Genomic DNA, 23,918 nt, shown 5'->3' with positions numbered 1-23,918 from the left:
GAACCTGGGAATAACTAAAAATGCTTTATCTATGGCTCAAAGCTTTCCACATCATCAGCATCGTCTGCTGGTTTGCCGGCCTGTTTTACTTGCCTCGCTTATTTGTTTACCACGCACAAAGCGAAGACTCCGTCAGCAAAGAACGATTCAGCCTCATGGAGCGCAAGCTGTATCGCGGCATCATGGGCCCGGCAATGATCGCAACCCTCATCTTTGGCGGCTGGCTGATCAGCCTCAACCCGAGCGGTTACTTCAGCCAGGGCTGGATGCACGTCAAGTTGACTCTGGTCATTCTGCTGATCGGTTACCACCACATGTGTGGGGCGCAGGTAAAACGCTTTGCCCGCGGTGAAAACAAGCGCTCTCACGTGTTCTACCGCTGGTTCAACGAAGTGCCCGTGGTGTTCTTGCTGGCAATTGTCATTCTGGCGGTGGTCAAACCGTTTTAAGCACATTTCATTGATTAACAGAGGTTATCCAATGTCACTGCCCGACCTGCTTGAACAGCGCTTGCGCCTGCCGCTGGTAGCAGCCCCGATGTTTCTGATTTCCAATCCTCAACTGGTCCTGGCGTGCTGTCGCAATGGTGTTGCAGGCAGTTTTCCTGCACTCAACCAGCGCGAAAGCAGCGGGTTCAAGGCATGGCTTGAGGAAATAGAAGCCGGACTCGCGACAATGGATAACCCTGCGCCTTACGCCGTAAACCTGATTGTGCATGACAGTAACCCGCGCCTGCAGGCAGACCTGGCCATTTGCGTTGAACATAAAGTCCCCATCGTCATTACCAGCCTCGGCGCAGTGAAGGAAGTCGTGGATGCCGTGCATAGCTATGGCGGCCTGGTATTCCACGATGTCACCACCCGACGTCATGCCGAAAAAGCCGCTCAGGCCGGAGTAGACGGGCTGATTGCCGTGGCCGCAGGCGCCGGAGGACATGCCGGAACCTGGAGTCCGTTTGCGCTGGTCGCCGAAATTCGTCAGTTCTTCGACAAGACCGTATTGCTGGCTGGCTGCATGAATCATGGGCACGAGATCCTGGCGGCGCAGGTGCTGGGGGCAGACCTTGCCTACCTTGGTACACGCTTTATCGGCACCCACGAAAGCCATGCTCCTGACGCTTACAAAGATATGCTGCTGGCATCCCAAGCGGCGGATATTATTCATACCCCTGCCGTATCCGGGGTGCCAGCCAGCTTTATGCGCCAGAGCCTTGAGAACGCCGGCTTCGATCTTGCAGCACTACAAGACAAGACTGGAATGAGCGCCAGCAACAAGCTCAAACCACTGACGGAGGAAGCCAAGGCCTGGAAAACAGTATGGTCTGCCGGTCAAGGCGTGGGCGGTATCCATGATCTGCCGACAACCGATCAATTGATCGCACGTCTGGATGAGGAGTACCGCAAAGCGCTCAACCTCACCCGCCAGTTATCCCGGCAATGGCCACACCCCTGACATACCAGAGCCCGCCATCTCCGGCGGGCTTGTTTATACGAACCGGACAAGGACGCCTTCATGCCCGAACTGAGCCTGGACAAGACACCTCAAGCGCATTACGCCACCCTGGACCCTTTTGGCTTCAGCGGTCGAATTGGGCGTTTACGCCTGCTGGCATGGAATATGGTGATTACCCTGATCACCATGGCGGCTTCGCTACTGGCTCTGCTCGCAACCAAGCTGTCGCCTACCTTGGGGATCACCGTGTGTACAACGCTGACAATTGCTTATTTCCTCATCAGCCTGAGGATAAGCGCACAGCGTTTGCACGATCTCAATTGGTCTGCCTGGATGCTGTTGCTGCATGTGGTGCCTGTGGCCAACCTGGTCCTGACCCTCATGATGCTGTTGATGCCTGGCACTCCAGGACCAAACAGGTTCGGCCCCCCACCGCCACCGAACAGTCCATCGGTCGAAGTGCTGGCACGAATTGTTATCTTTTTGATTGGGTTGGGCATTTTCGCAATGATCGCCATCTTCGCCCTGAGCCTGATGAATGCGGTGGTCAACACAGTCAACAGCAACAGTCTGTAGACTGCGCACCTTTAATGAGCGCGATAACACCAGGGACATCATTGTCACCGGACTGTACCGTTCGATGGAGAACAGCATGACCCGTTACGCTTTGATCACTGGCGCCTCCAGCGGCATTGGCCTGGCCCTGGCTGAAGCCCTCGCCCGCCGTGGTCGCAGCCTGATCCTGGTGGCCCGCCAGCGGGATGCACTGGAAAGTATTGCCCTTGAGCTGAACCAGCGTTTCGGCGTTGAGGTTCTGTTCCGCGCCTGTGACCTGGGGGAGCCCCTGCGGCTGTCCGGCTTCTTGCTCGAGCTTGAAGAGGGCGATCGACAGATCGACCTGCTGGTCAATTGTGCAGGTATCGGCACATGCGGACCTTTCCTGGCGCATGACTGGAGCGCTGAGCAAGACCTGATAGAGCTCAACGTGCTGGCACTCACGCGCTTGTGCCATGCCATCGGCAACATGATGGCGGTACAAGGCGGCGGCCAGATCCTCAACGTCTCATCGATAGCGGCCTTTCAGCCCGGACCGTGGCTGAGCACGTACTTCGCCAGCAAGGCCTATGTATTGCACTTCTCCGAAGGATTGCGAGAAGAAGTGAAAAAAACCGGCATCAAGGTCTCGGTACTCTGCCCCGGCGTGACACGAACGCGCTTCTTCGATGCCGCCAAAATGAATACCGACACCGTTGAGCAAAGTACCGGCGCCATGACCCCCGAAGAAGTGGCGCTCTACACTGTGCGAGCCCTTGAAAAGAACAAGGCCATCATCATCCCGGGGCGACGCAATCGCTGGATAACCCGTGTCCCCCGCCTGCTTTCACGCTGGATGACACGAAAAATCGCAGCGTCCATCAACAAATCCTACTGCCCACGTTAACGTGGGCTGGTGTAATCCGCGTCCCTGAGTACACTCTGACCAGACCTTTCTCAGGGAGATATAGCTTTGGATACTCTGTTCACCAAGATCATCAACCGTGAAATACCCGCCAGGATCATTTATGAAGATGATCAAGTATTAGCCTTTCACGACATCGCCCCTCAAGCACCGGTGCATTTTCTGGTTATCCCGAAAAAGCCGATTCGCACCCTTAATGACTTGACCGAAGAAGACAAATCGCTGGCAGGACATATCCTGTTCACCGCGCAACGTCTGGCCAAAGAGCTCGGCTGTGAAGACGGTTTCCGCGTGGTGATGAACTGCAATGAAAAAGGCGGCCAAACGGTTTACCACATTCACATGCACGTTCTGGGTCAACGTCAGATGAACTGGCCACCGGGCTGATTGGCAAACTTCCAGGCGGCAGTGGGGGCGACGCTGCTCCCACGCTCAGGGATGATCACGCGCAAACCCTCACCGCCCGATTGGGGTAAACTGGGCGCCGTGATTTTTTCCGGAGGTAAGCATGACTACCCAACGTCACTACTCGCCGATTGACCGTCTTCTTTTACAAGCTGATACCGCGATGCGCACCTTGCTGCCATTTAGCGGCCAGCCTCATCGCCCGTCACCCGCGATCGTCAAACCTGAAAACCCGCTGGACGACAAGGCCACCCGACACGTTGCCGGGTTGATGCGGATCAACCACACCGGAGAAGTCTGCGCTCAGGCCTTGTATCAGGGCCAGGCACTGACAGCCAAGCTGCCACATGTCCGCGAAGCCATGGAGCATGCAGCCGAAGAGGAAATTGACCATCTGGCCTGGTGCGAACAGCGTATCCGGCAATTGGGCAGCCATCCCAGCGTCTTGAACCCGCTGTTTTATGGGATGTCTTTCGGGATCGGTGCCGTTGCAGGGCTTATCAGCGACAAAGTCAGCCTGGGCTTTGTGGCCGCCACTGAAGATCAAGTGTGCAAGCACCTTAACGAGCATCTTGAACAATTACCTGCTGACGATGAAAAGTCCCGGGCAATCCTCGAACAGATGCGTATCGACGAAGAACAGCATAAAGAGTCTGCTCTCAATGCCGGTGGCTTTCGCTTCCCGGCCCCGGTCAAGTTTGGTATGAGCCTGATGGCCAAAGTCATGACCAAAAGCACTTACCGCATCTGACTCGCCTGCAGAACGGCAGTTACCAAAAAGGCGGCTACCTCGGGGTAGCCGCCTTTTTTGCGGCTGAAATTTTTACGGCAGTGAACGCACGTAAATAAGCTCGGGCCTTGATTGAGTGCCGACTTAACCCAACTCGATAATTTCGTAGTCATGGCTGATGGCGACACCCGCCGCGCCTAGCATGATGGATGCAGAGCAATACTTTTCGGCTGACAGCTCAATCGCACGCTTAACCTGAGCTTCTTTCAGACCACGGCCCTTGACCACAAAGTGCAGGTGAATCTTGGTGAACACCTTCGGGTCTTCAGTAGCGCGTTCAGCTTCAAGAAACGCTTCGCAACTTTCCACCGCCTGGCGTGACTTTTTAAGGATGCTGACGACATCAAAATTACTGCAACCGCCTAGCCCCAATAGCAGCATTTCCATGGGTCTTACGCCCAGATTACGACCACCACTTTCAGGCGGTCCGTCCATGACAACGACGTGACCACTACCGGACTCGCCAAGAAACATGGCTTCGCCAGCCCATTGAATGCGTGCCTTCATCACCCAGACTCCACTGCTTTAAAAGGGGCGCCAGCTTAGCACAGGGTCAGAAATGGAAGACTCGTCGCACTGAACACTTCTCTGACCTTGCACCAGGAAAATTCTGAGAACCGCACAGAATCTGTCTGTTAAGCTGGCGCCAAATCACTGGCGCCAGCCAGCAAGCGCTCTATATAAAAATAGATCCAACCCATACTGTGCAAGCTTTCGGGATACAACCATGGTGGCTCTCCCCTCTCAGACCAAGATCAAAAACCTCGACAGTTTTTTGACTCAGTGCCAACGCAAACGTTATCAAAGCAAGAGCAACATCATCTGCGCAGGCGAACACTCCCACACACTGTTCTTCATCATTAAAGGATCAGTCACTGTCGTGATTGAAGATGAAGAGCGCCGTGAAATGATCATTGCCTACCTGAACTCCGGGGACTTCATAGGAGAGTTGGGTCTGTTTGAACAGCCGGGGCAAGAACAGACACGTAGTGCCTGGGTACGCGCCAAGACCGAGTGCGAAGTAGCAGAGATCAGTTACACCAAATTCAGGGAGTACTCGCAGCAAGAGCCAGAAATCCTTTACGCACTGAGCGGTCAAATCGCCCAGCGCTTGCGCAACACCACGCGCAAGGTCGGCGACCTGGCTTTTTTTGATGTTACGGGACGAGTCGCACGCTGCTTGCTTGAACTGTGCAAACAACCCGACGCCATGACTCACCCGGACGGGATGCAAATCAAGATCACCCGTCAGGAGATCGGCAGAATTGTCGGCTGTTCACGCGAAATGGTAGGACGCGTATTAAAGGGTCTGGAAGAACAGAACCTGGTCAGGGTAAAAGGCAAAACCATGGTGGTGTTCGGTACGCGTTAACGCTGAAGCAAAGGTGCCAGGACCTGTTGGTAATTGGCACTCAGCCGCTCGAAGAAGTCAGGCGCCGCAAATACCTCATGCAAAGCAATGTGGCTCTCAGCCAGGCAACGTTGGTCCAGTTCGCACAGCTGGTTGAAGCGATTGACCGCAGCCACCATCGACTCGCGCTCGTTTTCAACCAGTAACGCTCCATGTACCAGTCCAACCGGACGCTGCCCGCCTTTACTCTGGCGCCAACGCTGAGCGGTCCCGACCAGCTTGCGTGCATTGAGGTTGACGTTAAAGCGGCCATCACAAAATGCACCGGCAACCTCCCCCACAGATGCTACGCCCCCCAGCTCAGTCAACACATCGCAGACCGGCTCGCATAACCGGCGATACGCCATTTCGATCCGACCGTGATCGCCTTCACTGCGCAAAGGTGCATAGACCAACGCAATATTGATGGTCGATGCCGACTGTGGAACCGGCTCGCCGCCGGTTTCTCGCAACAGGATTGGCCAACCGCTGGCAGCCAATTCGCCACTTGCCTGCTCGAACCCGGGCAAACGACTCAAGCGCCGAGGCATGACCAGCGCACGGTCTATAGGCTGCCAAAACAACACACCCGCCTCTAGCTCACCTGCGCACACAGAAGCGAGCAAGTCTTGCTCAGCCTTAAGACCTGCTTCGACGGTGAGTTGCTGGATGGGTGTCATAAAAGTCCTGGCCAGGCACGATCTGAGTGGAAAGGGGTTGGCACGCGTGACAGACGATACCGCTAATTGCCTGTGCGGTGATTCGGTCACGAGTCACCGCACAGAACTGCTGTCGATCAATCCAGCGTAGAACCGGTTACGTGTACAGCCCGCTCCGGAAAGAACAGACGCTGCAATTCGTTGCCCGGGTTCTCAGCCCGCATGAAGGCTTCACCCACCAGGAATGAATAGACTTCACTGATTTCCATCAGCTCGACATCTGCCCGGTTAAGAATCCCGCTCTCAGTGATCACCAGCCGGTCGCGCGGGATGCGCGGCAACAGATCCAGCGTGGTTTCGAGGCTCACCTCGAAGGTGTGCAGGTTGCGGTTATTGATACCCACCAGTGGTGTGTCGAGGGTTTTCAATGCGCGCTCCAGCTCATCGCCGTCATGCACTTCAACCAGCACATCCAGCCCTGCACTTTTGGCAACGGCAGCCAGTTCGGCCAGTTTCACGTCATCCAGTGCAGAGACGATCAACAGTACGCAATCAGCACCCAGTGCGCGGGCTTCAACGATCTGATACGGGTCGATCATGAAATCCTTGCGAATCACCGGCAAGGTACAGGCCGCACGCGCCTGCTGCAGGTATGCGTCAGCACCCTGGAAATAGTCGACATCCGTCAGTACGGACAAGCAAGTGGCACCACCGGCCTGATAACTCTTGGCGATTTCGGCGGGCACAAAGTGCTCACGAATCACACCCTTGCTCGGCGAAGCCTTTTTGATTTCGGCGATCACTGCCGGTTGTTTCAGCTTGGCCTGTGCCAGCAATGCGTTGGCAAAACCACGCACTGGGTCTGCCAGAGCCGCCATGCGTTCAAGTTCGGCCAAGCTCACGCGCGCACTGCGCTCGGCGACTTCCTGGGCTTTACGCGCCAGAATATTCTCCAGAACAGTAGGCACACTCATGCTTCATTCTCCTGCTTGAAAATAGCGGTAAATGCGCCCAGCTCTTCGAGTTTTTCCCGGGCCAGGCCGGTGTGCAGGGCATCGTGAGCCAGTTCTACACCCTCTTTGAGCGTATAGGCAATGTCGGCGGCATAAAGCGCAGCACCGGCATTGAGTACAATCATTTCAGCGGCTTTCTGGCCCGACTCCGTTTTTCGACGCCCCAAGGCATCACGGATCAACTCCAGCGATTGCTCCGGGCTGTCGACTACAAGGCCGAACAAGCTCTGACTCTTGATTCCCAAGTCTTCGGGCTGAACCCAATACTCTTTGATCTCGCCCTTGTGCAGCTCTGCAACAAAAGTGGGAGCCGCCAGGCTGAACTCGTCCAGACCGTCTTGCGAATGCACCACCAGTACATGCTTGCTGCCCAGGCGTTGCAACACTTCAGCCAAAGGCCGGCACAATGCCTGATTGAATACCCCAACCACCTGATGCACTACACCTGCCGGATTCGTAAGCGGGCCAAGCATATTGAACAGGGTACGCAGGCCCAGATCGCGACGCGGGATAGCCGCATGCTTCATGGCACCATGGTGGGACTGGGCGAACATGAAACCGATGCCCACGCTATCGATACAGCGGGCCACTTGCGTCGGTGTCAGGTTCAGATAGACACCGGCCGCCTCAAGCAGGTCAGCGCTGCCGCTTTTACCCGACACCGCACGGTTGCCGTGTTTGGCTACAGTGCAACCTGCAGCCGCAATCACCAAGGCAGAGGCTGTAGAGACGTTGAAGATATTCGCGCCATCGCCGCCAGTACCAACGATGTCGACAACACCCTCGAGGGTATTAAGCTCAACCTTGTCCGCCAGTTCCCGCATCACCGTCACGGCCCCCACGATCTCGTCGATGCTTTCACTCTTCATGCGCATGCCCATCATGAATGCACCAATCTGTGCCTCGGTGCATTGGCCGGTCATGATGTCGCGCATGACATCGCGCATCTCATCGGTGGTCAGATCGAGGTGGCCGACGATACGGCTCAGGGCAGTTTTGATATCCATATAATGTCCTTAGCGCATGCCGCCGGTTTGTTTCAGAAAGTTGGCGAACAGTTCATGACCCTGCTCGGTCAGAATCGACTCAGGGTGAAATTGCACCCCCTCGATGTTCAATGTTTTGTGACGCAAGCCCATGATCTCGTCCACCGAGCCATCGGTATGCTGCGTCCAGGCGGTCAGCTCGAGGCAATCCGGCAAGGTTTCGCGCTTGACCACCAGGGAGTGATAACGGGTCACCGTCAACGGGTTGTTCAAGCCGTGGAACACGCCCTGGTCGAAGTGGAAAACCGGACTGGTCTTGCCGTGCATGACTTGCCGCGCGCGCACCACGTCACCACCAAAAGCCTGGCCAATGGATTGATGTCCCAGGCATACGCCCAGAATCGGCAACTTTCCGGCAAAGTGCTTGATGGCCTCAAGGGAGATGCCCGCCTCGTTCGGCGTGCACGGGCCTGGCGAGACCACGATGCGCTCCGGCTTGAGCGCTTCAATCTCGGCCACCGTCAGCTCATCGTTGCGCACCACCTTGACCTCTGCGCCCAGTTCGCCGAGGTACTGCACAACGTTATAAGTAAAAGAGTCGTAGTTATCGATCATCAGCAACATGGCAAAGCTCCTCAGGCGTCGGACGCGGGGGTTTGTTCAGCGAGCGCTACGGCACGAAACATCGCGCGGCGTTTGTTCAGCGTCTCTTCCCACTCCAGGGCCGGTACCGAGTCAGCGACAATGCCGCCACCGGCTTGCACATGCAATTCACCGTTCTTGATCACCGCAGTACGAATTGCGATGGCCGTGTCCATGTTGCCGTTCCAGGCGAAGTAACCGACAGCGCCGCCATATACGCCGCGCTTGACCGGCTCCAGTTCGTCGATGATTTCCATCGCGCGGATCTTCGGTGCGCCGGACAACGTGCCCGCCGGCAAAATGGCCCGCAGTGCGTCCATCGCCGTCAGCCCGCTTTTCAGCTGGCCTGTGACGTTGGACACAATATGCATCACGTTGGAATAGCGCTCGATGACCATCTTCTCGGTGAGCTTGACCGAACCGATTTCAGAAACCCGGCCCGTGTCGTTGCGGCCAAGATCGATCAGCATCAAGTGCTCGGCGATTTCCTTGTCATCACTGAGCAAGTCTTCTTCCAGCGCCTGATCGGCTTCTTCGGTGGCACCGCGTGGGCGCGTACCGGCAATCGGGCGCACGGTAATCAGATTGTCTTCAACTCGTACCAGCACTTCCGGAGAACTGCCCACCACGTGGAAGTCGCCAAAGTTGAAGAAGTACATATATGGTGTCGGGTTGAAACAGCGCAGCGCACGATACAGATCAATCGGCGCGGCCTTGAAGTCAATGGACATACGTTGCGACGGCACCACTTGCATGCAGTCGCCCGCGAGGATGTAGTCCTTAATGGTGTCGACCGCTTTTTCGTAGTCGGCCTGGGTGAAGCTGGAGCGAAATACCGGGTCAGCCGCTGGCTGCGCCGAGAAATCCAGACCGCGACGCGGTGCAATCGGTTGGCGCAGTTGCTCGAGCAACGCCTCAAGACGGGCCTGACCTTCTTCGTAGGCATTCGGCTCTGCGGGGTCGACCAACACAATCGCGTGCATCTTGCCGGCGAGGTTATCGAACACCACGACAGCGTCCGACACCATCAGCAAAATATCCGGAACGCCCAGCGGATCAGGATTCGGGCACTTGCCCAAACGCTTTTCCACGTAACGCACGCAGTCATAACCGAAATACCCCACCAGCCCGCCATTGAAACGCGGTAACCCGGCGATGGTCGGCACGTTGTAACGGGCCTTGAATTCCTCAACGAAGGTCAACGGATCTTGCGCTTCGTGAGCCTCGATTTCGACGCCATCATGGGTCACGCGGACCTGGTGCTCATGCACACGCAGAACGGTGCGGCATGGCAAGCCAATGATCGAGTAACGCCCCCATTTCTCACCGCCCTGCACCGACTCCAGCAAATAGGAGTTGGGCTGGTCAGCCAGTTTCAGGTAGATCGACAGCGGTGTGTCGAAGTCGGCAAGAGTTTCACGTGCAAGCGGGATACGATTATAGCCAGCAGCGGCCAAACGCAGGAATTCTTCGCGGATCATGAGGTGCCTCGTGGTCTGAGGGTCAAACTGTCAGGTATGCAAACGTGCCGGTTCTCCGGCCAGATTCAAGTCAGGCGCGCCAACGCCAACGGGCCAGGGCCTTGATAACTTTCATCCAGAGTTTGCGGGTGACCACCACGATGGAATCTCTTTGAGAGGGGTGAACAGAAGTGTCCAACGTTATCTCAGCCGAAGATTCTAAGCAACCGGCTATCAGCTCTTGCAGGTTGCCAATCACCATATCGGGCGACTCTTCTTCGATCGGCCGGCCGTGGTTATAGCCATAGTTCAACGCGACACAGCGCACACCTGCGGCTTTGGCCGCCAGCACGTCATTGCGCGAATCACCGATAAACATTGATTGGGCCGCTGTCACACCGGCCATTTTCATCACGAACAACAACGCCGCCGGATCCGGTTTTTTCTGGGCAGCGTGTCACCCCCAATGATCCAGCGAAAGAACCGGCCGAGTTTCATCTCATCAAGCAAAGGCGCAACAAAGCGCTCCGGCTTGTTGGTGATCAGGGCCATTTCGACCCCCTGCTTCTGCAGCCACTTGAGGCTTTCGCGCACTCCGGCATAGACCCGGGTCAGTTCATGGCCACCGTCATAGGCCTCCATGAATATTTCCAGCGCCCGCTCCGCCTCGGCGTCGTCAATCCCCGAGCCCTGCATGTTGCCGGCCAGCGCACGACGCACCAGCATGGGCGCGCCGTTGCCAATCCACAGCTGCACGTTCTCAAGGCCCGCCGGAGGACGACCAAGCTTGAGCAGCATGGTCTCCACGGCAGCGGCCAGATCCGGCACGGAATCGATCAAAGTGCCGTCCAGGTCGAACATGATCAACTTCGGCAGCTGCCCCTGGAGTAGCTGCTCGAAGCCACTCATGCGCGGGCCAACGCTAGCTCGGAACGCATTTTCTGGATCACTTCTTCGTAGTTCGGCGCATTGAAAATGGCCGAGCCCGCGACGAAGGTGTCCGCCCCCGCCTCAGCGATCTCGCGGATATTGCCCACGTTTACGCCACCATCGATTTCGAGGCGGATTTCACGGCCCGAAGCATCGATCAGTGCGCGAGCTTCACGCAGCTTGTCGAGCGTTCCGGGAATGAACTTCTGGCCTCCGAAGCCCGGGTTGACGCTCATCAGCAGGACCATGTCGACCTTGTCCATGACGTACTTGAGCACATCCAGCGGAGTCGCCGGGTTGAATACCAGACCCGCTTTGCAACCGCCTTCGCGAATCAGTTGCAGGGAGCGGTCGACGTGCTGCGTGGCTTCGGGATGGAACGTGATGTACGTCGCACCTGCTTCGATGAAGTCGCCGATGATCCGGTCAACCGGGCTGACCATCAGGTGAGCATCAATCGGTGCCGTGATGCCGTACTTGCGCAAGGCAGCGCAGACCATTGGTCCGATGGTCAGGTTAGGCACGTAATGATTGTCCATGACATCGAAATGCACGATGTCAGCGCCTGCGGCGAGCACGTTGTCCACTTCTTCACCAAGACGGGCGAAGTCGGCTGAAAGAATCGATGGGGCAATAGCGAAGGGCTGCATAACGCACCTTTTAATGAGCAAATTACGGTGGCGCGCATTGTATACCCCCGATCCCGACCCGCACACCGGGGCCGCGATGATTGACCTGATTGATCCTTGGGGCGTAGCAGTTGCCGAAGGCTACGTCCGAGTGCGAAGCGCTCGCAAAATTTGAAAACCACATCCAGCAAAACCATCGAGTATCTGCGGTTTACAAGGCGCCGAGAAGGATCGAACCGCACCGGACGCAGCCTTCGGCAGCTGCTACGAAGCGTCGCAACATCAGGTCAACTGTTGTCGATGCCATGCAGCTAACGCTGGGCTAGCGTTAAAAAACCACGTAAAGGAGGGCAATGGATTGCCGACTTCAAAAAATGCCTATCGTCTGCGCATAGGCCGCCACTCAGAGTTTGGGCGCCTTTACCTATTAACGACCATCACTCAACAAAGGCGGCCAATTTTTAATAACTTTCAGCTTGGCCGCCTGGTTGTTGATCAATTCAGGCAGGCTCATGAGGACGGTATAGTGATATCCAAGGCATGGGTGGTCATGCCTGATCACTTCCATTGGTTAATCGAGTTGCAGAACAAAACACTCGGTGAGCTGATGTGCCGTATCAAGTCTCGCAGCAGCGTGAACATTAATCGACTAACCAAAACCCATGAACGCGTGTGGCGAAAAGGCTATTACGACAGGGTACTGCGGCAGGAGGACGACGTGAAAGCAGCGGCCCGCTACATCATCCAGAACCCGATTCGCGCTCAACTCGCCACGCGAATCGGGGATTATCCGTTGTGGGACGCTTGCTGGATCTGACGCCTCAGGCCTGTGCGGTGCGCATTTTTTCGCTACGCCCTCGCAGCCATTCGAGGGTCAGCAGCAAGATCACCGAGAACCCGATCAACAGCGTCGCCGCAGCAGCAATGGTCGGGCTGAGGTTTTCACGAATGCCACTGAACATCTGACGCGGCAAGGTTGCCTGTTCAGGACCAGCCAGGAACAGCGTGACCACCACTTCATCAAACGATGTTGCAAATGCAAACAGCGCGCCGGAAATCACCCCCGGCGCGATCAGCGGCAAAGTCACCCGGCGAAAGGCGGTCAAGGGCGAAGCCCCCAGACTGGCTGCAGCACGTACCAGATTCTGATTGAACCCCTGCAGTGTGGCAGACACGGTGATGATCACAAAAGGCACGCCCAATACGGCGTGCACCACAATCAACGAAGCGTAGCTGTTGCCCAGACCAAGGGGCGCAAAAAACAGGTAGCTGGCCACACCGATGATCACAACAGGCACCACCATGGGCGAAATCACCAGCGCCATGACCAGCGCCTTGCCCGGAAAGTCGCTGCGCGTCAGGCCAATCGCGGCCAGCGTGCCAAACACCATCGCCAGCACCGTGGCAGCAGGCGCCACAATCACGCTGTTTTTCAGCGCACGCATCCACTCTGCCGAGGCAAAGAAGTCCTGGTACCAATGCAGGGAAAACCCTTTCAACGGGTACACCAGAAAACTTCCGGAGTTGAAAGACAGCGGAATGATCACCAGCACCGGCAAGATCAGAAACAACAGAATCAGCCCACAGAGAATGCGCAAGCTGTAAAACCAGACCCGCTCAACGGGCGACATATAAGGGCTCAGCATGGCGTTCTCCTTAGCTCAGACGCAGGCGGCTTGCGCCTACCAGCCAGTTGTACATCAGGTAAAGCAGCACGGTGGCCAGCAGTAACAAGCCACCCAAGGCGGTCGCCATGCCCCAGTTGATGCTGGTGTTGGTATAGAACGCCACGAAATAGCTGACCATCTGGTCGTTGGGGCTGCCAAGCAAGGCCGGGGTGATGTAGTAGCCAATGGCGATGATGAACACCAACAGGCAACCCGCGCCGACTCCAGCATAAGTTTGTGGGAAGTACACACGCCAGAAGCTGGCGAATGGATGACAACCCAGCGAGATAGCAGCACGCATATAGGTAGGCGAAATACCTTTCATCACGCTGTAAATCGGCAGGATCATGAATGGCAACAGAATGTGCACCATTGAGATGTAAACCCCGACCCGGTTAAACACCAGCTCCAGCGGTTTATCGATCAGCCCCATGCTTATCAAGGCACTGTTGATCAGGCCACCCGACTGCAGCAGTACAATCCAGGCTGCCACCCGCACCAATACCGACGTCCAGAACGGCAGCAGCACCAGAATCATCAACAGGTTGCTTTGACGGGCCGGCAGGTTGGCCAGCAGGTACGCCAACGGATAAGCCAGCACCAGACAAATACACGTGATGACAAACCCCATCCAGAAGGTACGGGCGAAAATATCCAGGTAGATTGCCTGGTCTGGTGTTGCCGGAGCAATTTCGCCCAGGTCATCGACCCGATGATCCACCGCTGCCAATAGATAGAACGGTGTAACGCTAGAAGCGTTGCGCTTGATGGCCTGCCAGTACGCCGGATCGCCCCAGCGCTCATCAAGGACTTCCATCGCGTCTTTATACGATTCGGGCACTGCCTTGAACGGCAAGGCCCTGGCGGTTTTCATCAGCAAGCTGCGATAGCCTGCCAATTCCATGTTCAGTCGCTTGGACAAGTCGCCCAAGACTTGATTCTTGCGGGCCTCGGCCAGGTCTTCACTCAGCGCCTGGTACACCGACTCCTCCGGCAAGCCTTTGCCATCCCACGCCGACACGGCTACCACAGTGCGCGGCAAGCCTTCGACCACTTCCGGGTTACCCACACTTTTGTAGAGCAGCGCAGCGATCGGCACCAGAAACACCAGCAGCAAAAAAATCACCAACGGCGCAATCAGCGCCTGCGCCTTCCAGCGGTTAACCCGCTCGGCATGTGCCAGGCGTTTTTTCAAGGTGGGGCTGGAGACCTCGTTCAGGGGAACGGCGATAGCCATGGCGAACTCCGGAAATCTTTAAACGATAGCGGTGCGGCCCGGCCGGCCGCCCCGCGTGTCAGGGCTGTTACTTGGCAGCCCAGGCGTTGAAGCGTTGCTCCAGTTGCTCGCCGTTATCAGCCCAGAAGCTGACGTCGATCTGCACCTGGTTGACGATGTTTTCCGGGGCCGTTGGCATGTCGGCCAGCAGCTCCTTCGGCAAGAGCGGCATCGCTTCCTTGTTGGCCGGACCATAGGCGATGTTTTGCGAGTACAGGCTTTGCTGTTGTGGCTGTAGGGTGAAGGCAATGAATTTCTTCGCGGCTTCAGCCTTGTCCTTGCTCAGTCCTTTCGGGATGGCCCAGGCGTCAAAATCGTAAATGCCGCCGTTCCATACCACTTTCAGATTGCTTTCCTTTTGCACCGCTGCAATACGGCCGTTATAAGCCGAACTCATCACGACATCGCCGGAGGCCAAGTATTGCGGCGGCTGAGCGCCCGCCTCCCACCATTGAATGCTCGGCTTGAGCTCATCCAGCTTTTTGAAGGCACGGTTCTGGCCTTCCTTGCTCGCCAGCACGCTGTACACGTCCTTGGGCGCCACGCCGTCGGCCATCAGTGCAAATTCCAGGGTGTACTTGGCACCCTTGCGCAGACCGCGTTTACCCGGGAAGGTCTTGGTGTCCCAGAAATCCGCCCAACTGGTGGGTGCGGTTTTCAACTTGTCGGCGTTGTAGGCCAACACCGTTGACCACACGAAGAAGCCGGCACCACAGGTCTGGATCGCGCCTTTGACGTACTGCTCAGGATTGCCGAACAGGGCCGGGTCCAGCGGTTCGAACATGTCCTCGTCACACCCGCGGGACAGTTCCGGTGATTCCACTTCTACCAGGTCCCAGGAAATACTTTTGGTGTCGACCATCGCTTTGATCTTGGCCATTTCACCGTTGTATTCACCGGCGATGATTTTGCCGTCACCTTTGGCCTCCCAAGGGGCGTAAAACGCTTTGACCTGCGCGGCCTTGTTCGCTCCGCCAAACGACACCACGGTGAGATCGGTGGCTGCCATTGCATTGGCCGCGCACAGCATGCCCAGCGTCAGGGCCGTGAACTTGAGGGATTTATGCATTGTTGTTCTCCACAGGGTTGGTGAAGCCGGGGCGATTAATTCGCCTCTAAGAGAGGGTCCAGCGCGCGTACATGTTCGACTTGCCAACCAAGTGGCACGACGTCTCCCACCGCCAGGCCCGGATCAAGCTCGGCAATGGGCTGTTTCACAAAAAAATCGTTCTTGCCGCAGACTTCGAGGCGCAACCGGACGTGATCGCCCAGGTAGATAAATTCTTCAACACGCCCCGAAAAGCGGTTGATGCACGATTCGCTGGAGCCATTGAGGCTGATGCGTTCAGGCCGGATGGACAACGTCACCGGATCGCCTGTGCGCCCCACATTCACCGCCAGCGCCTGAACCTTCTCGCCCCGGCTCAGTTCCACCACGCAGCGATCACCGTCCTGGCTGTGCAGGCGGCCATTGAGACGGTTGTTCTCACCGATGAAGTTGGCAACAAATGTATTTTTCGGCTCTTCATATAAGGTGCGCGGCGGGGCGATCTGCTGAATTTCACCCTGATGAAACACGGCAACACGATCGGACATGGTCAACGCTTCGCCCTGATCGTGAGTCACATAGACCACGGTGACGCCCAGGCGCTGATGAAGGTGCTTGATCTCCATCTGCATGTGCTCGCGCAGCTGTTTATCCAGCGCACCCAGCGGCTCATCCATCAGCACCAGCTGCGGTTCAAACACCAGCGCTCGCGCCAGCGCTACCCGTTGTTGCTGACCGCCCGACAGTTGGGCCGGGTAACGCTGCGCAAAGGCATCCAGCTGCACCATGCTCAGTACACGCTTGACCCGTTCGCTGATATCCGTCCGGTTCAAGCCGCGCACAGATAACGGGAACCCCAGGTTCTCGGCCACGGTCATGTGCGGAAACAGCGCGTAGTTCTGGAACACCATGCCGATGTCGCGTTTATGCGGTGGCACATTGTTGATCGATCGACCCGCAAGCAGGATTTCACCGGCAGTGGGCGTTTCAAAGCCGGCCAACATCATCAGGCTGGTGGTTTTGCCAGAGCCGGACGGCCCGAGCAATGTCAGGAACTCGCCTTTGCGAATATCCAGATTGAGATCTTTAACGATCAGGTTTTCGCCATCGTAGCTCTTTTGCACACCACGAAAGCTGACCAGTATGTCACTCGCCCCAGCGCTTGCACCGACCTCACTCATAGCCACACCTTTTGTTTTGGACTGCCGTAGCCCAAGACTAATGAAGGTGCAAGCCCACAGAAATCGGGGCGAAGGAGATATTCACATCAGGAGGATGGAAGGGTTTTTGTAGGGATTGCCCTACAACGATGTCGTGATCGGAATGGTCATACATCTACCGTGCACCCGACAGGCAAGGGCCGGAGGCAAACCTGTCGTAAACAGATATGTCGGCCCTATCAATACTGAGGGAGAGACTTACAGCAACTTGTGCTCCATCGCATATTTGACCAGCTCCGCCAGCGACGTGACGTGGAGTTTCTGCATCAGACGCGCCTTGTGGGTACTGATGGTTTTGCTGCTCAGGGCCAGTTGCTGGGCGATGTCATTGACGTTAACGCCCTGCGCCAATCGCTCGAACACCGAAAATTCACGCTCAGACAACAAGGCATGCAATGGCCGGGTGTCGGTCAGGCCGACCTCGAACACCATGCGATCCGCCAGATCCGGGTCGATGTAACGCCCGCCCGCCGCCACTTTACGGATGGCCGTAAGCAGCAGCGCCGGGTCACTGTCTTTGGTGGCGTAACCCGCAGCACCGAACTTCAATGCCCGAGCCGCCATTTGCGCTTCATCGTGCATCGACAGCACTAGAATCGCGGGCGGGTTATTCAAGGCGCGGATCCGCGGGATCGCTTCAAGACCATTCACCCCCGGCATCGAAATATCCAACAGCACCACTTCGCAAGGCACACTCCTCAAGGTTTCCAGCAGTTGCTCGCCGTTACTCGCCTCACCCACGACCAGCAAGTCCTTGGCCAGGCCGATCAACTGCTTGATCCCTTCTCGCACGATGGTGTGGTCTTCAGCTACCAGTACACGGATCACGGGCATTTCCTCATCAAAAATCACTCAACGCTTTGGCTCAAAGGCACGCGCACACTCAGTGTGGTGCCCGCTCCCGGTTCGCTTTGCAGCGACAACGTACCGCCCAGCATCAAAACCCGCTCACGCATGCCGACCAATCCGAAGGATGCCGGCCGGCCGGCCGAGGGTTCAAAACCCTGACCATCATCGCTGATGCTCAAACACAGTTCTTTGCCCTGCACACTCAGCGTCAACTCCACGGTCTGGGCCTGAGCATGACGGATCACGTTGGTCAGTGCCTCCTGCAAAATCCTGAACAGCCCGACTTCCTTCGCGGCACTCAGCGGTGGCAGGTGTTCCGGCACCTGAACCAGGCACGGAATCTGAGTCCGCGCCTCAAACCGCCGGGCCTGCCATTCAATCGCCGAGCAGATACCTGCATCCAGAATCGGCGGGCGTAACGCCGTCGCAACATCCCGTACCAGCTGGAACAACTGGGCAATCAGTTTTTTCATGCTATTGAGCCGCTCGCGCAACCCTGGATCAAGGTCGGCGTAGGCCAGCTCGCACATCGAGGTTTCAAGTTTGAGTACCGTCAGCATCTGGCCCAGCTCATCATGCACCTCGCGAGCGATGCGGGCCTTTTCTTCTTCTCGCACACTCTCAAGGTGCGCCGAGAGTTCCCGCAGTTGGCCCCGCGAACTGTCAAGCGCCAGCTCGATGCGCTTGCTCTCGCTGATATCCCAGACAATGCCGTCCCACACCACCGTGCCATCTTCGAGACGACGGGTAATGGCCTTGATTTCAGCCCAACGCTGCTGTCCTTGGCTGGTCAAGATCCGTCCTTGCCATGACCAGTCACTGTCACTGTCCAGCGCGATATCCTGCACCCGATGGTAATCCGCCTTGTCATCCGGGTGTACCAGGCTGCGCAAACCCACCTCACGCTGACGCAATGTGGCCGGGGAAAACCCGGCCAGACTTTCACTGCCTTCGCTGATGTAAGGAAAGTCCAGTTCACCAGTCAGCAAAGAGCGTTCCAGACGAAAGACCAGCCCCGGGACGTTAGCGGCAATCCCCTGCAAGCGTGCATCGCTTTCTTGCAGCGCCGCCTGTACCCGCCGCCGCTCAGTGAGGTCATTGAGGTACACCACCAAATACTCAGCTTCCTGAAACCGCAAAAAGCTCAAGGTCACATCGGCCGGAAACTGGCTGCCATCGGCGCGGACACAGTGGGTTTCGATACGTTGAACACCCTCCTCGCTGGCGCGTGCACGCCGCCACAAACTCAACCAGCGGTCCATGCTCAAGCCGGGTTCGAAGTCGCTCAAGGGTCGTTCCAGAACAGCCCCGGGTGTATAGCCGAGCATGTCTTCCGCAGCGCGATTGGCATAGCGCACATGGCTGTCCCAATTCACCCACAGAATCCCCATGGGGCTTTGATCAATTGAAAACTGAGTCAAGCGCAACGCTTCAGCGCTGGCGGCGCGCAAGGCGATGTCTTCCCGGGCCCCGAGCAGGGTACGTTCAAGCGCCGTCTGCTGGCGGCGCTGCCAGAACACAATGGCCATGCACGCCAGCAGCACCACTCCGAGCAATGCGCACAGATTTTGCCAGAAGCCCGGCGAAGGGCCGGCTCGCGGATATTTGGGCTGTAACCAACGAGCATGCAATTGCTCCATGTCTCGCGCCGGAATCGCATGCAGCCCACGCTCGACAATGCCAGCCAACTCGGGCCAGTCTCGGCGGGTCGCAACGCGCAGCAGTTGTGGCAGCCCGATATCACCGACCACGGCCAACTCCGCAAACTCGGGCTCGATCGACAAACGGCTGAGCTGGGCTTCATCGACCACGGCATACGTGGCTTGCTGGCTGAGCAATAACTGCAAAGCCTGGCGCTCCAATGGCACGCCTTGCAGGTTCAGACCCGGATAGCTGCTACGCAAGAAGTCCGCAGTGACGCCGGGCATGCGCACCGCAACGCGGGTTTGACTGTCGATGCTTTCCAGTTCAACCGAGCCCGTACCGTTGCGCACCCCCACCAGCAATTGCGGAATCCGCATATAGGGATCGGAAAACAGCCACAAACGCAAACCTGCCGGGGTTTGCGTCAACCCCGGTACCAGATCGATCTCCCCGGCGCGGGCAGCCTTTTCCACACTTTTCAGGTCGGGGTAGTTTCGCCAGACCAGTTCGACATTCAACGTGCTCGCCAGCCACTTCATCAGCTCGACATTGGCCCCCGACAATTGCTGCAAGCGCTGGTCAAACCTGGCGTAAGGGGCCTGCAGCACCAGCCCGACACGCAGCTCCTGATGTTGCGCCAGCCACTGTTGCTGATCCGCCGACAACTGCGCCGCCGGCAAAGGCGCTGCCGTGCCCATCAAGGGCAGCCATAACCAGCCGATAACCCACCAATAGCAAAAACGTGTCATCTGGACGCTCACACCCTGACAAATATGGATCAACCCTTTAGGCTGCCGGGATTACTTCTGGCCTGGAATAACCGATGCTTCTTTACCGTCTGGCATTGCCAGCCTTGTGCCTGTCGTTACTGCTGCCCCTCGCCTTGCCAACCCAGGCAGCCGAGCCCGAACCTGCCCCCGAGACTGCACTTCCTCAGCCGCCGGTGCGCCAGCCACTGCCCGAGCGCAGCCAGGAGGATGCAATGGCGCTTGAGCGAAGCATCCCAAAACACGAACAGCAACTGCTACAGGCCGGAGACGACAGTTTTCTCACGCTCTGGAAACCTGCCAACAGCAGCGCCCCCAGCGGGCTGGTGATTATTGTGCCGGGTAACGGAGAAACGGCTGACTGGCCGCTGGCCGTCGGGCCACTGCGCAACAAACTCCCCGATGCCAACTGGGCCAGCCTGAGCCTGACCTTGCCGGACATCCAAAGCACGGCCAGCCTGACGCGAGAGACCGAACCAGAAAGCCAGCCTGTCACGCCAGACAGTAGCAGCAAAGACGCCAGCACCACAGCCAAGCCCATCGAGCAGGCGGCCAGCGCCGGCACTGAAAACCCCGGAAACGATCCAGTAGCCGTGTCGACGCTTGAAGCGTTAAGCAAGGCCGATGCCGAGCGCATTTTCGCGCGCATCGACGCCGCGCTGGCCTTTGCGCTGCAACAGAACATGCGCAGCATTGTCCTGCTAGGTCATGGCACAGGAGCCTATTGGGCTGCACGTTATCTGGAAGAAAAACAGCCCGCGCAAATCCCCAAGCTGATCATGGTCGCGGCACAAACACCGGCCCAGGCACAACCTCAATTGAGCCAACTGATCTCGTCACTCAACATTGCGCAGCTAGACCTGTTCTATAAAGACAAGCCGCTCACACGCGAAGCCGCCTTGCAACGGCGGCAGGCCAGCAAGCGGGTCAATGGTTTGACATTCAATCAAGTGGCACTGACAGCTATCCCGGGCAACCGGGCCGCCGAGCAGGAACTGCTGTTTCGTCGGATCCGTGGCTGGCTTAATCCGCAGCCTGTGGATAAGTAGCCCCGGCCCTGCGCTTAACGAAAACCGCGCCGCTCACTGATCAAGGCATAAGCGTGATGCAGCTCGCGGGTTTTTTCAGTGGCGTCACGCACCTGCGAAGAAGTCGCCCCGGTGCCAGCGATCTTGTCCGGGTGATGACGACTGAGCAAACGCCGGTAGGCACGCTTTATCTGCACCGGATCACTGCTGTCCGTGACGCCAAGCAACGCCAGCGATGCCTGATAAGTGCCGCCGCGAGTGAGCAACGATTGCGAGTGCACGTCGTACTCAGCACCCAGTGCCTCAACCTGTTGCGGTGTCCAGCCCAGCCAACGTCCCCAGAGCATGATCAGCTGTCGCTCGCCAGGATCGACCCGCGCGTCGGCAACACACATCCGCCAGCAGGCGCGCAACACGCGTTCAGATACCGCCGGCTCGGCTTTCAGGCGCTGCAGATCGTCACGCACCGAGTCACTACCCGACTTGCCACGGTTAAACGCTGCAACGGCCCGCTCCTGCTCACTGGGCGTCATGTCGAGCAGGCGCATCTCTTGACGTGCCTGTTCGATATGCGGGGCCATCACCCGGCCCCCGCTCTTGGCCAGGCGGCCCAACAAAATGAACAGCAGTTCATCGTTGTCCCGCATCGGGCGACCGCCCAAGCGCTCCCGCACATCCGCCCAACTGTGCAACTGCAGGCGCCGATCCAGCACCTGCCCCAACAAGGCACCGAGCATGGCTCCCGGAATGCTGGCAATGAGAAAACCTGCTCCGGCTCCGATCAGCGTCCCTGGCCACAACATATCAGTGAGGGTCCCTGATCAGCGCCTCGACCTCAGCCAGCCGCTCATGTGTGCCCACATCGACCCAACGCCCTTGCAAGCGTTCGCCCGTGACCCGGCCTTCGGCCATGGCCGCGCGCAACAGCGGTGCCAACTTGAAGGCTCCGGCAACAGCCCCCTTGAACAATTCCGGACTGAGCACCGCGATCCCGCTGTAGGTCAACGTGTCGGCACCGGCGCCGCCATCCTGAACCTGCGCATCATTGAGGCAGAAGTCGCCCGCCTGGTGGTGCGCCGGATTATCGACCAGCACCAGATGCGCCAACCCCGACAACGGTCGACGCAAGGCAGCAAAGTCGTAATCGGTCCAGATGTCGCCATTGACCACCGCAAACGGGCTATCGCCCAGCAGCGGCAGCGCCTTGAAAATCCCGCCGCCCGTTTCCAGTGGCTCACCTTCGGCGGAATACCGGATGCTGACGCCCCAGCGTGAGCCGTCGCCCAGATGGTCTTCGATTTGTTGGCCCAGCCAGGCGTGGTTGATCACAATCTCGGTAAACCCCGCCGCAGCCAAAGCCCGCAGGTGATACTCGATCAGCGGCACGCCTCCTGCACGAATCAGCGGTTTGGGTGTGTGCAGGGTCAATGGCCGCAAGCGCTCACCCTTACCCGCCGCCAGGATCATCGCCTTCATACGGGAGCCTCGGCAGACTTGGGCAGGCTGGCGAACAACTCACCCAGCTCCGCCAGCTCAGGACGACGTGCCAGCACCGCTTCTATATACGAAAAGAAGCGCGGCACATCCGCCAGATAACGCGGCTTGCCATCCCGATGGCAAATACGGGCAAAAATCCCGATCACTTTCAAGTGACGCTGCACACCCATCAAGTCACTGGCACACAGAAAGTCTTCGAAGTCAGGCTGCACTGGAATGCCCAACGGCAGCGCCAACTGCCAATAATCCTTCAACCAGGCCTGGACACGCTCTTCTGGCCAACTGAGAAAGGCATCCTTGAACAGGCAGGTAATGTCATAGGTCACCGGGCCGTATACAGCATCCTGGAAATCCAGGACCCCAGGGTTGGGGATACTGAGCATCAGGTTGCGCGGCATAAAGTCGCGGTGCACCAGCACCTGTGGCTGCGCCAGAGCACTGTCAATCAGCAGCGCGCTGACCCGCTGCCAGGCCGCTTGTTGCTGCTCATCGAACTCGACACCCAAATGAGCACGCACATACCACTCAGGGAACAATTCAAGCTCGCGGCGCAGCAATGCCACGTCGTAGCTGGGCAATGGCGCTGTCATCGGCAAATGCTGAAAGGCCAGCAAGGACTCAATCGCGTCCTTGAACAGCTCGTCGGCGTTGCTGCTGTTAATCACGTCGAGAAAGGTTTTATTGCCCAGGTCGTTCAGCAGAAGAAAGCCGCGTTCAAGGTCCTGGGCATAAATTTTCGGTACGTTTATCTGGCTGGTGCGCAGTAATTGCGCAATATCGACGAAAGGTTTGCAGTTTTCCTGCGGCGGCGGCGCGTCCATGACGATAAAGCTGCGGCCTTCGCCTTCCCAGCGAAAATAACGTCTAAAACTCGCGTCGCTACTGGCCGCAGTCAGCGTGGCCGGGGGCACGGCACCCCAGCCCTCGTTCGCAAACAGGTCTGGCAACTGCTCATCGAGCCAAACTTTCAGGTGTTGCAGGCGTACATCTTGGTCAGGCATTACAAGGGTCTCCGACGGCGCTAGCCGTCAAGCGGGTCATGCTTTATTATCCAGAATCTTTTCCAGACCATCGATAGGCGTGCGGTCCCCCACCGCGGGCTGATGG

At 57.6% G+C, this 23,918-nt stretch carries 25 protein-coding genes and 1 pseudogene; 9 read left to right on the top strand and 17 right to left on the bottom strand.

Annotated features, from left to right (window positions below):
• Window positions 1-20: 20 nt before the first annotated feature.
• From hemJ to coq7, 6 genes are all read left to right on the top strand, one after another.
• Entirely contained in the window at window positions 21-449 is a 429-nt protein-coding gene (hemJ, locus tag DQN55_RS02400; protein WP_048380705.1) for a protoporphyrinogen oxidase HemJ, read from the top strand.
• 31 nt (window positions 450-480) lie between these two features.
• Entirely contained in the window at window positions 481-1,452 is a 972-nt protein-coding gene (locus DQN55_RS02395) for an NAD(P)H-dependent flavin oxidoreductase (RefSeq protein WP_048380707.1), read from the top strand.
• Window positions 1,453-1,512: 60 nt separating this feature from the next.
• Window positions 1,513-2,028, top strand: a complete 516-nt coding sequence (locus tag DQN55_RS02390; protein WP_048380709.1) for a DUF805 domain-containing protein — start codon at window positions 1,513-1,515, stop codon at window positions 2,026-2,028.
• A gap of 76 nt (window positions 2,029-2,104) precedes the next feature.
• Window positions 2,105-2,893, top strand: a complete 789-nt coding sequence (locus tag DQN55_RS02385) for an SDR family NAD(P)-dependent oxidoreductase (protein ID WP_048380711.1) — start codon at window positions 2,105-2,107, stop codon at window positions 2,891-2,893.
• Between the two features lie 66 nt (window positions 2,894-2,959).
• On the top strand, window positions 2,960-3,298 hold the full coding sequence (locus DQN55_RS02380) for a histidine triad nucleotide-binding protein (protein WP_048380713.1): 339 nt from the start codon (window positions 2,960-2,962) through the stop codon (window positions 3,296-3,298).
• 121 nt (window positions 3,299-3,419) lie between these two features.
• On the top strand, window positions 3,420-4,067 hold the full coding sequence (coq7, locus tag DQN55_RS02375) for a 2-polyprenyl-3-methyl-6-methoxy-1,4-benzoquinone monooxygenase (RefSeq protein WP_048380715.1): 648 nt from the start codon (window positions 3,420-3,422) through the stop codon (window positions 4,065-4,067).
• 123 nt (window positions 4,068-4,190) lie between these two features.
• On the opposite strand, the gene DQN55_RS02370 is transcribed toward coq7, so the two are convergent.
• Window positions 4,191-4,613: an OsmC family protein gene (locus DQN55_RS02370; protein WP_003444470.1), complete on the bottom strand. Its 423-nt coding sequence runs from the start codon at window positions 4,611-4,613 to the stop codon at window positions 4,191-4,193.
• 220 nt (window positions 4,614-4,833) lie between these two features.
• Between DQN55_RS02370 and crp the strand changes: the two genes are divergently transcribed.
• Window positions 4,834-5,478 carry a cAMP-activated global transcriptional regulator CRP gene (gene crp / locus DQN55_RS02365; RefSeq protein WP_048380717.1) on the top strand — a complete coding sequence of 215 codons (645 nt, stop codon included), beginning with the start codon at window positions 4,834-4,836 and terminating at the stop codon, window positions 5,476-5,478.
• Here crp and DQN55_RS02360 read toward each other — a convergent pair.
• The 7 genes and pseudogenes from DQN55_RS02360 to rpe all read right to left on the bottom strand — a co-directional run bounded on the left by DQN55_RS02360 (window position 5,475) and on the right by rpe (window position 11,836).
• A complete protein-coding gene (locus DQN55_RS02360; RefSeq protein ID WP_048380719.1) occupies window positions 5,475-6,176 on the bottom strand; it encodes a lipoate--protein ligase family protein in 702 nt (233 codons plus the stop codon). The genes crp and DQN55_RS02360 overlap by 4 nt on opposite strands.
• Window positions 6,177-6,292: 116 nt before the next feature.
• A complete protein-coding gene (gene trpC / locus DQN55_RS02355; protein WP_048380721.1) occupies window positions 6,293-7,129 on the bottom strand; it encodes an indole-3-glycerol phosphate synthase TrpC in 837 nt (278 codons plus the stop codon).
• A complete protein-coding gene (trpD, locus tag DQN55_RS02350; protein ID WP_048380723.1) occupies window positions 7,126-8,175 on the bottom strand; it encodes an anthranilate phosphoribosyltransferase in 1,050 nt (349 codons plus the stop codon). Before trpD ends, trpC begins: the two co-directional genes overlap by 4 nt.
• 9 nt (window positions 8,176-8,184) lie before the next feature.
• A complete protein-coding gene (locus DQN55_RS02345; RefSeq protein WP_048380725.1) occupies window positions 8,185-8,778 on the bottom strand; it encodes an aminodeoxychorismate/anthranilate synthase component II in 594 nt (197 codons plus the stop codon).
• An 11-nt stretch (window positions 8,779-8,789) separates the two neighbouring features.
• On the bottom strand, window positions 8,790-10,277 hold the full coding sequence (gene trpE / locus DQN55_RS02340; RefSeq protein ID WP_048380727.1) for an anthranilate synthase component I: 1,488 nt from the start codon (window positions 10,275-10,277) through the stop codon (window positions 8,790-8,792).
• Window positions 10,278-10,347: 70 nt separating this feature from the next.
• Window positions 10,348-11,165 (bottom strand): annotated as a pseudogene (locus DQN55_RS02335) (phosphoglycolate phosphatase).
• The gene (gene rpe, locus DQN55_RS02330; protein WP_048380730.1) at window positions 11,162-11,836 is read right to left on the bottom strand and encodes a ribulose-phosphate 3-epimerase; all 675 of its coding nucleotides are present in this window, start codon (window positions 11,834-11,836) and stop codon (window positions 11,162-11,164) included. The pseudogene DQN55_RS02335 and the gene rpe overlap by 4 nt, the downstream one beginning before the upstream one ends.
• Window positions 11,837-12,173: 337 nt before the next feature.
• Here rpe and DQN55_RS02325 point away from each other — a divergent pair, with 337 nt between their 5' ends.
• A complete protein-coding gene (locus DQN55_RS02325) occupies window positions 12,174-12,632 on the top strand; it encodes an REP-associated tyrosine transposase (protein ID WP_048380731.1) in 459 nt (152 codons plus the stop codon).
• Between the two features lie 4 nt (window positions 12,633-12,636).
• Here the strand turns inward: DQN55_RS02325 and DQN55_RS02320 are convergent, their stop codons facing one another.
• The 6 genes from DQN55_RS02320 to DQN55_RS02295 form a co-directional block, all read right to left on the bottom strand.
• A complete protein-coding gene (locus tag DQN55_RS02320; RefSeq protein WP_048380733.1) occupies window positions 12,637-13,461 on the bottom strand; it encodes an ABC transporter permease in 825 nt (274 codons plus the stop codon).
• A gap of 10 nt (window positions 13,462-13,471) precedes the next feature.
• Entirely contained in the window at window positions 13,472-14,719 is a 1,248-nt protein-coding gene (locus DQN55_RS02315) for an ABC transporter permease (RefSeq protein ID WP_048380735.1), read from the bottom strand.
• 67 nt (window positions 14,720-14,786) lie between these two features.
• Window positions 14,787-15,827 (bottom strand): ABC transporter substrate-binding protein, encoded by a 1,041-nt coding sequence (locus DQN55_RS02310; RefSeq protein WP_048380737.1) that lies wholly within the window; start codon window positions 15,825-15,827, stop codon window positions 14,787-14,789.
• A gap of 35 nt (window positions 15,828-15,862) precedes the next feature.
• Window positions 15,863-16,987, bottom strand: a complete 1,125-nt coding sequence (locus tag DQN55_RS02305; protein ID WP_048380739.1) for an ABC transporter ATP-binding protein — start codon at window positions 16,985-16,987, stop codon at window positions 15,863-15,865.
• Between the two features lie 237 nt (window positions 16,988-17,224).
• Window positions 17,225-17,860, bottom strand: a complete 636-nt coding sequence (locus DQN55_RS02300) for a response regulator (RefSeq protein WP_172601016.1) — start codon at window positions 17,858-17,860, stop codon at window positions 17,225-17,227.
• Window positions 17,861-17,874: 14 nt separating this feature from the next.
• Window positions 17,875-20,268 (bottom strand): PAS domain-containing sensor histidine kinase, encoded by a 2,394-nt coding sequence (locus DQN55_RS02295; protein ID WP_048380740.1) that lies wholly within the window; start codon window positions 20,266-20,268, stop codon window positions 17,875-17,877.
• A gap of 74 nt (window positions 20,269-20,342) precedes the next feature.
• Between DQN55_RS02295 and DQN55_RS02290 the strand changes: the two genes are divergently transcribed.
• Entirely contained in the window at window positions 20,343-21,335 is a 993-nt protein-coding gene (locus DQN55_RS02290) for an alpha/beta hydrolase family protein (RefSeq protein ID WP_048380742.1), read from the top strand.
• A 14-nt stretch (window positions 21,336-21,349) separates the two neighbouring features.
• Here DQN55_RS02290 and DQN55_RS02285 read toward each other — a convergent pair whose 3' ends face one another.
• The 3 genes from DQN55_RS02285 to DQN55_RS02275 are packed head-to-tail and all read right to left on the bottom strand — an operon-like array spanning window position 21,350 to window position 23,812.
• Window positions 21,350-22,117, bottom strand: a complete 768-nt coding sequence (locus tag DQN55_RS02285; RefSeq protein ID WP_048380744.1) for a DnaJ domain-containing protein — start codon at window positions 22,115-22,117, stop codon at window positions 21,350-21,352.
• A 1-nt stretch (window position 22,118) separates the two neighbouring features.
• Window positions 22,119-22,790 carry an N-acetylmuramate alpha-1-phosphate uridylyltransferase MurU gene (murU, locus tag DQN55_RS02280; protein ID WP_048380746.1) on the bottom strand — a complete coding sequence of 224 codons (672 nt, stop codon included), beginning with the start codon at window positions 22,788-22,790 and terminating at the stop codon, window positions 22,119-22,121.
• Entirely contained in the window at window positions 22,787-23,812 is a 1,026-nt protein-coding gene (locus tag DQN55_RS02275) for an aminoglycoside phosphotransferase family protein (RefSeq protein WP_048380747.1), read from the bottom strand. Before DQN55_RS02275 ends, murU begins: the two co-directional genes overlap by 4 nt.
• Between the last annotated feature and the right edge of the window lie 106 nt (window positions 23,813-23,918).

This window comes from Pseudomonas taetrolens (genome assembly GCF_900475285.1).
In the GTDB taxonomy this organism is placed as follows: domain Bacteria; phylum Pseudomonadota; class Gammaproteobacteria; order Pseudomonadales; family Pseudomonadaceae; genus Aquipseudomonas; species Aquipseudomonas taetrolens.
Note: the sequence above shows the minus strand (reverse complement) of the source record. Positions and strands in the feature narration are given on the sequence as shown.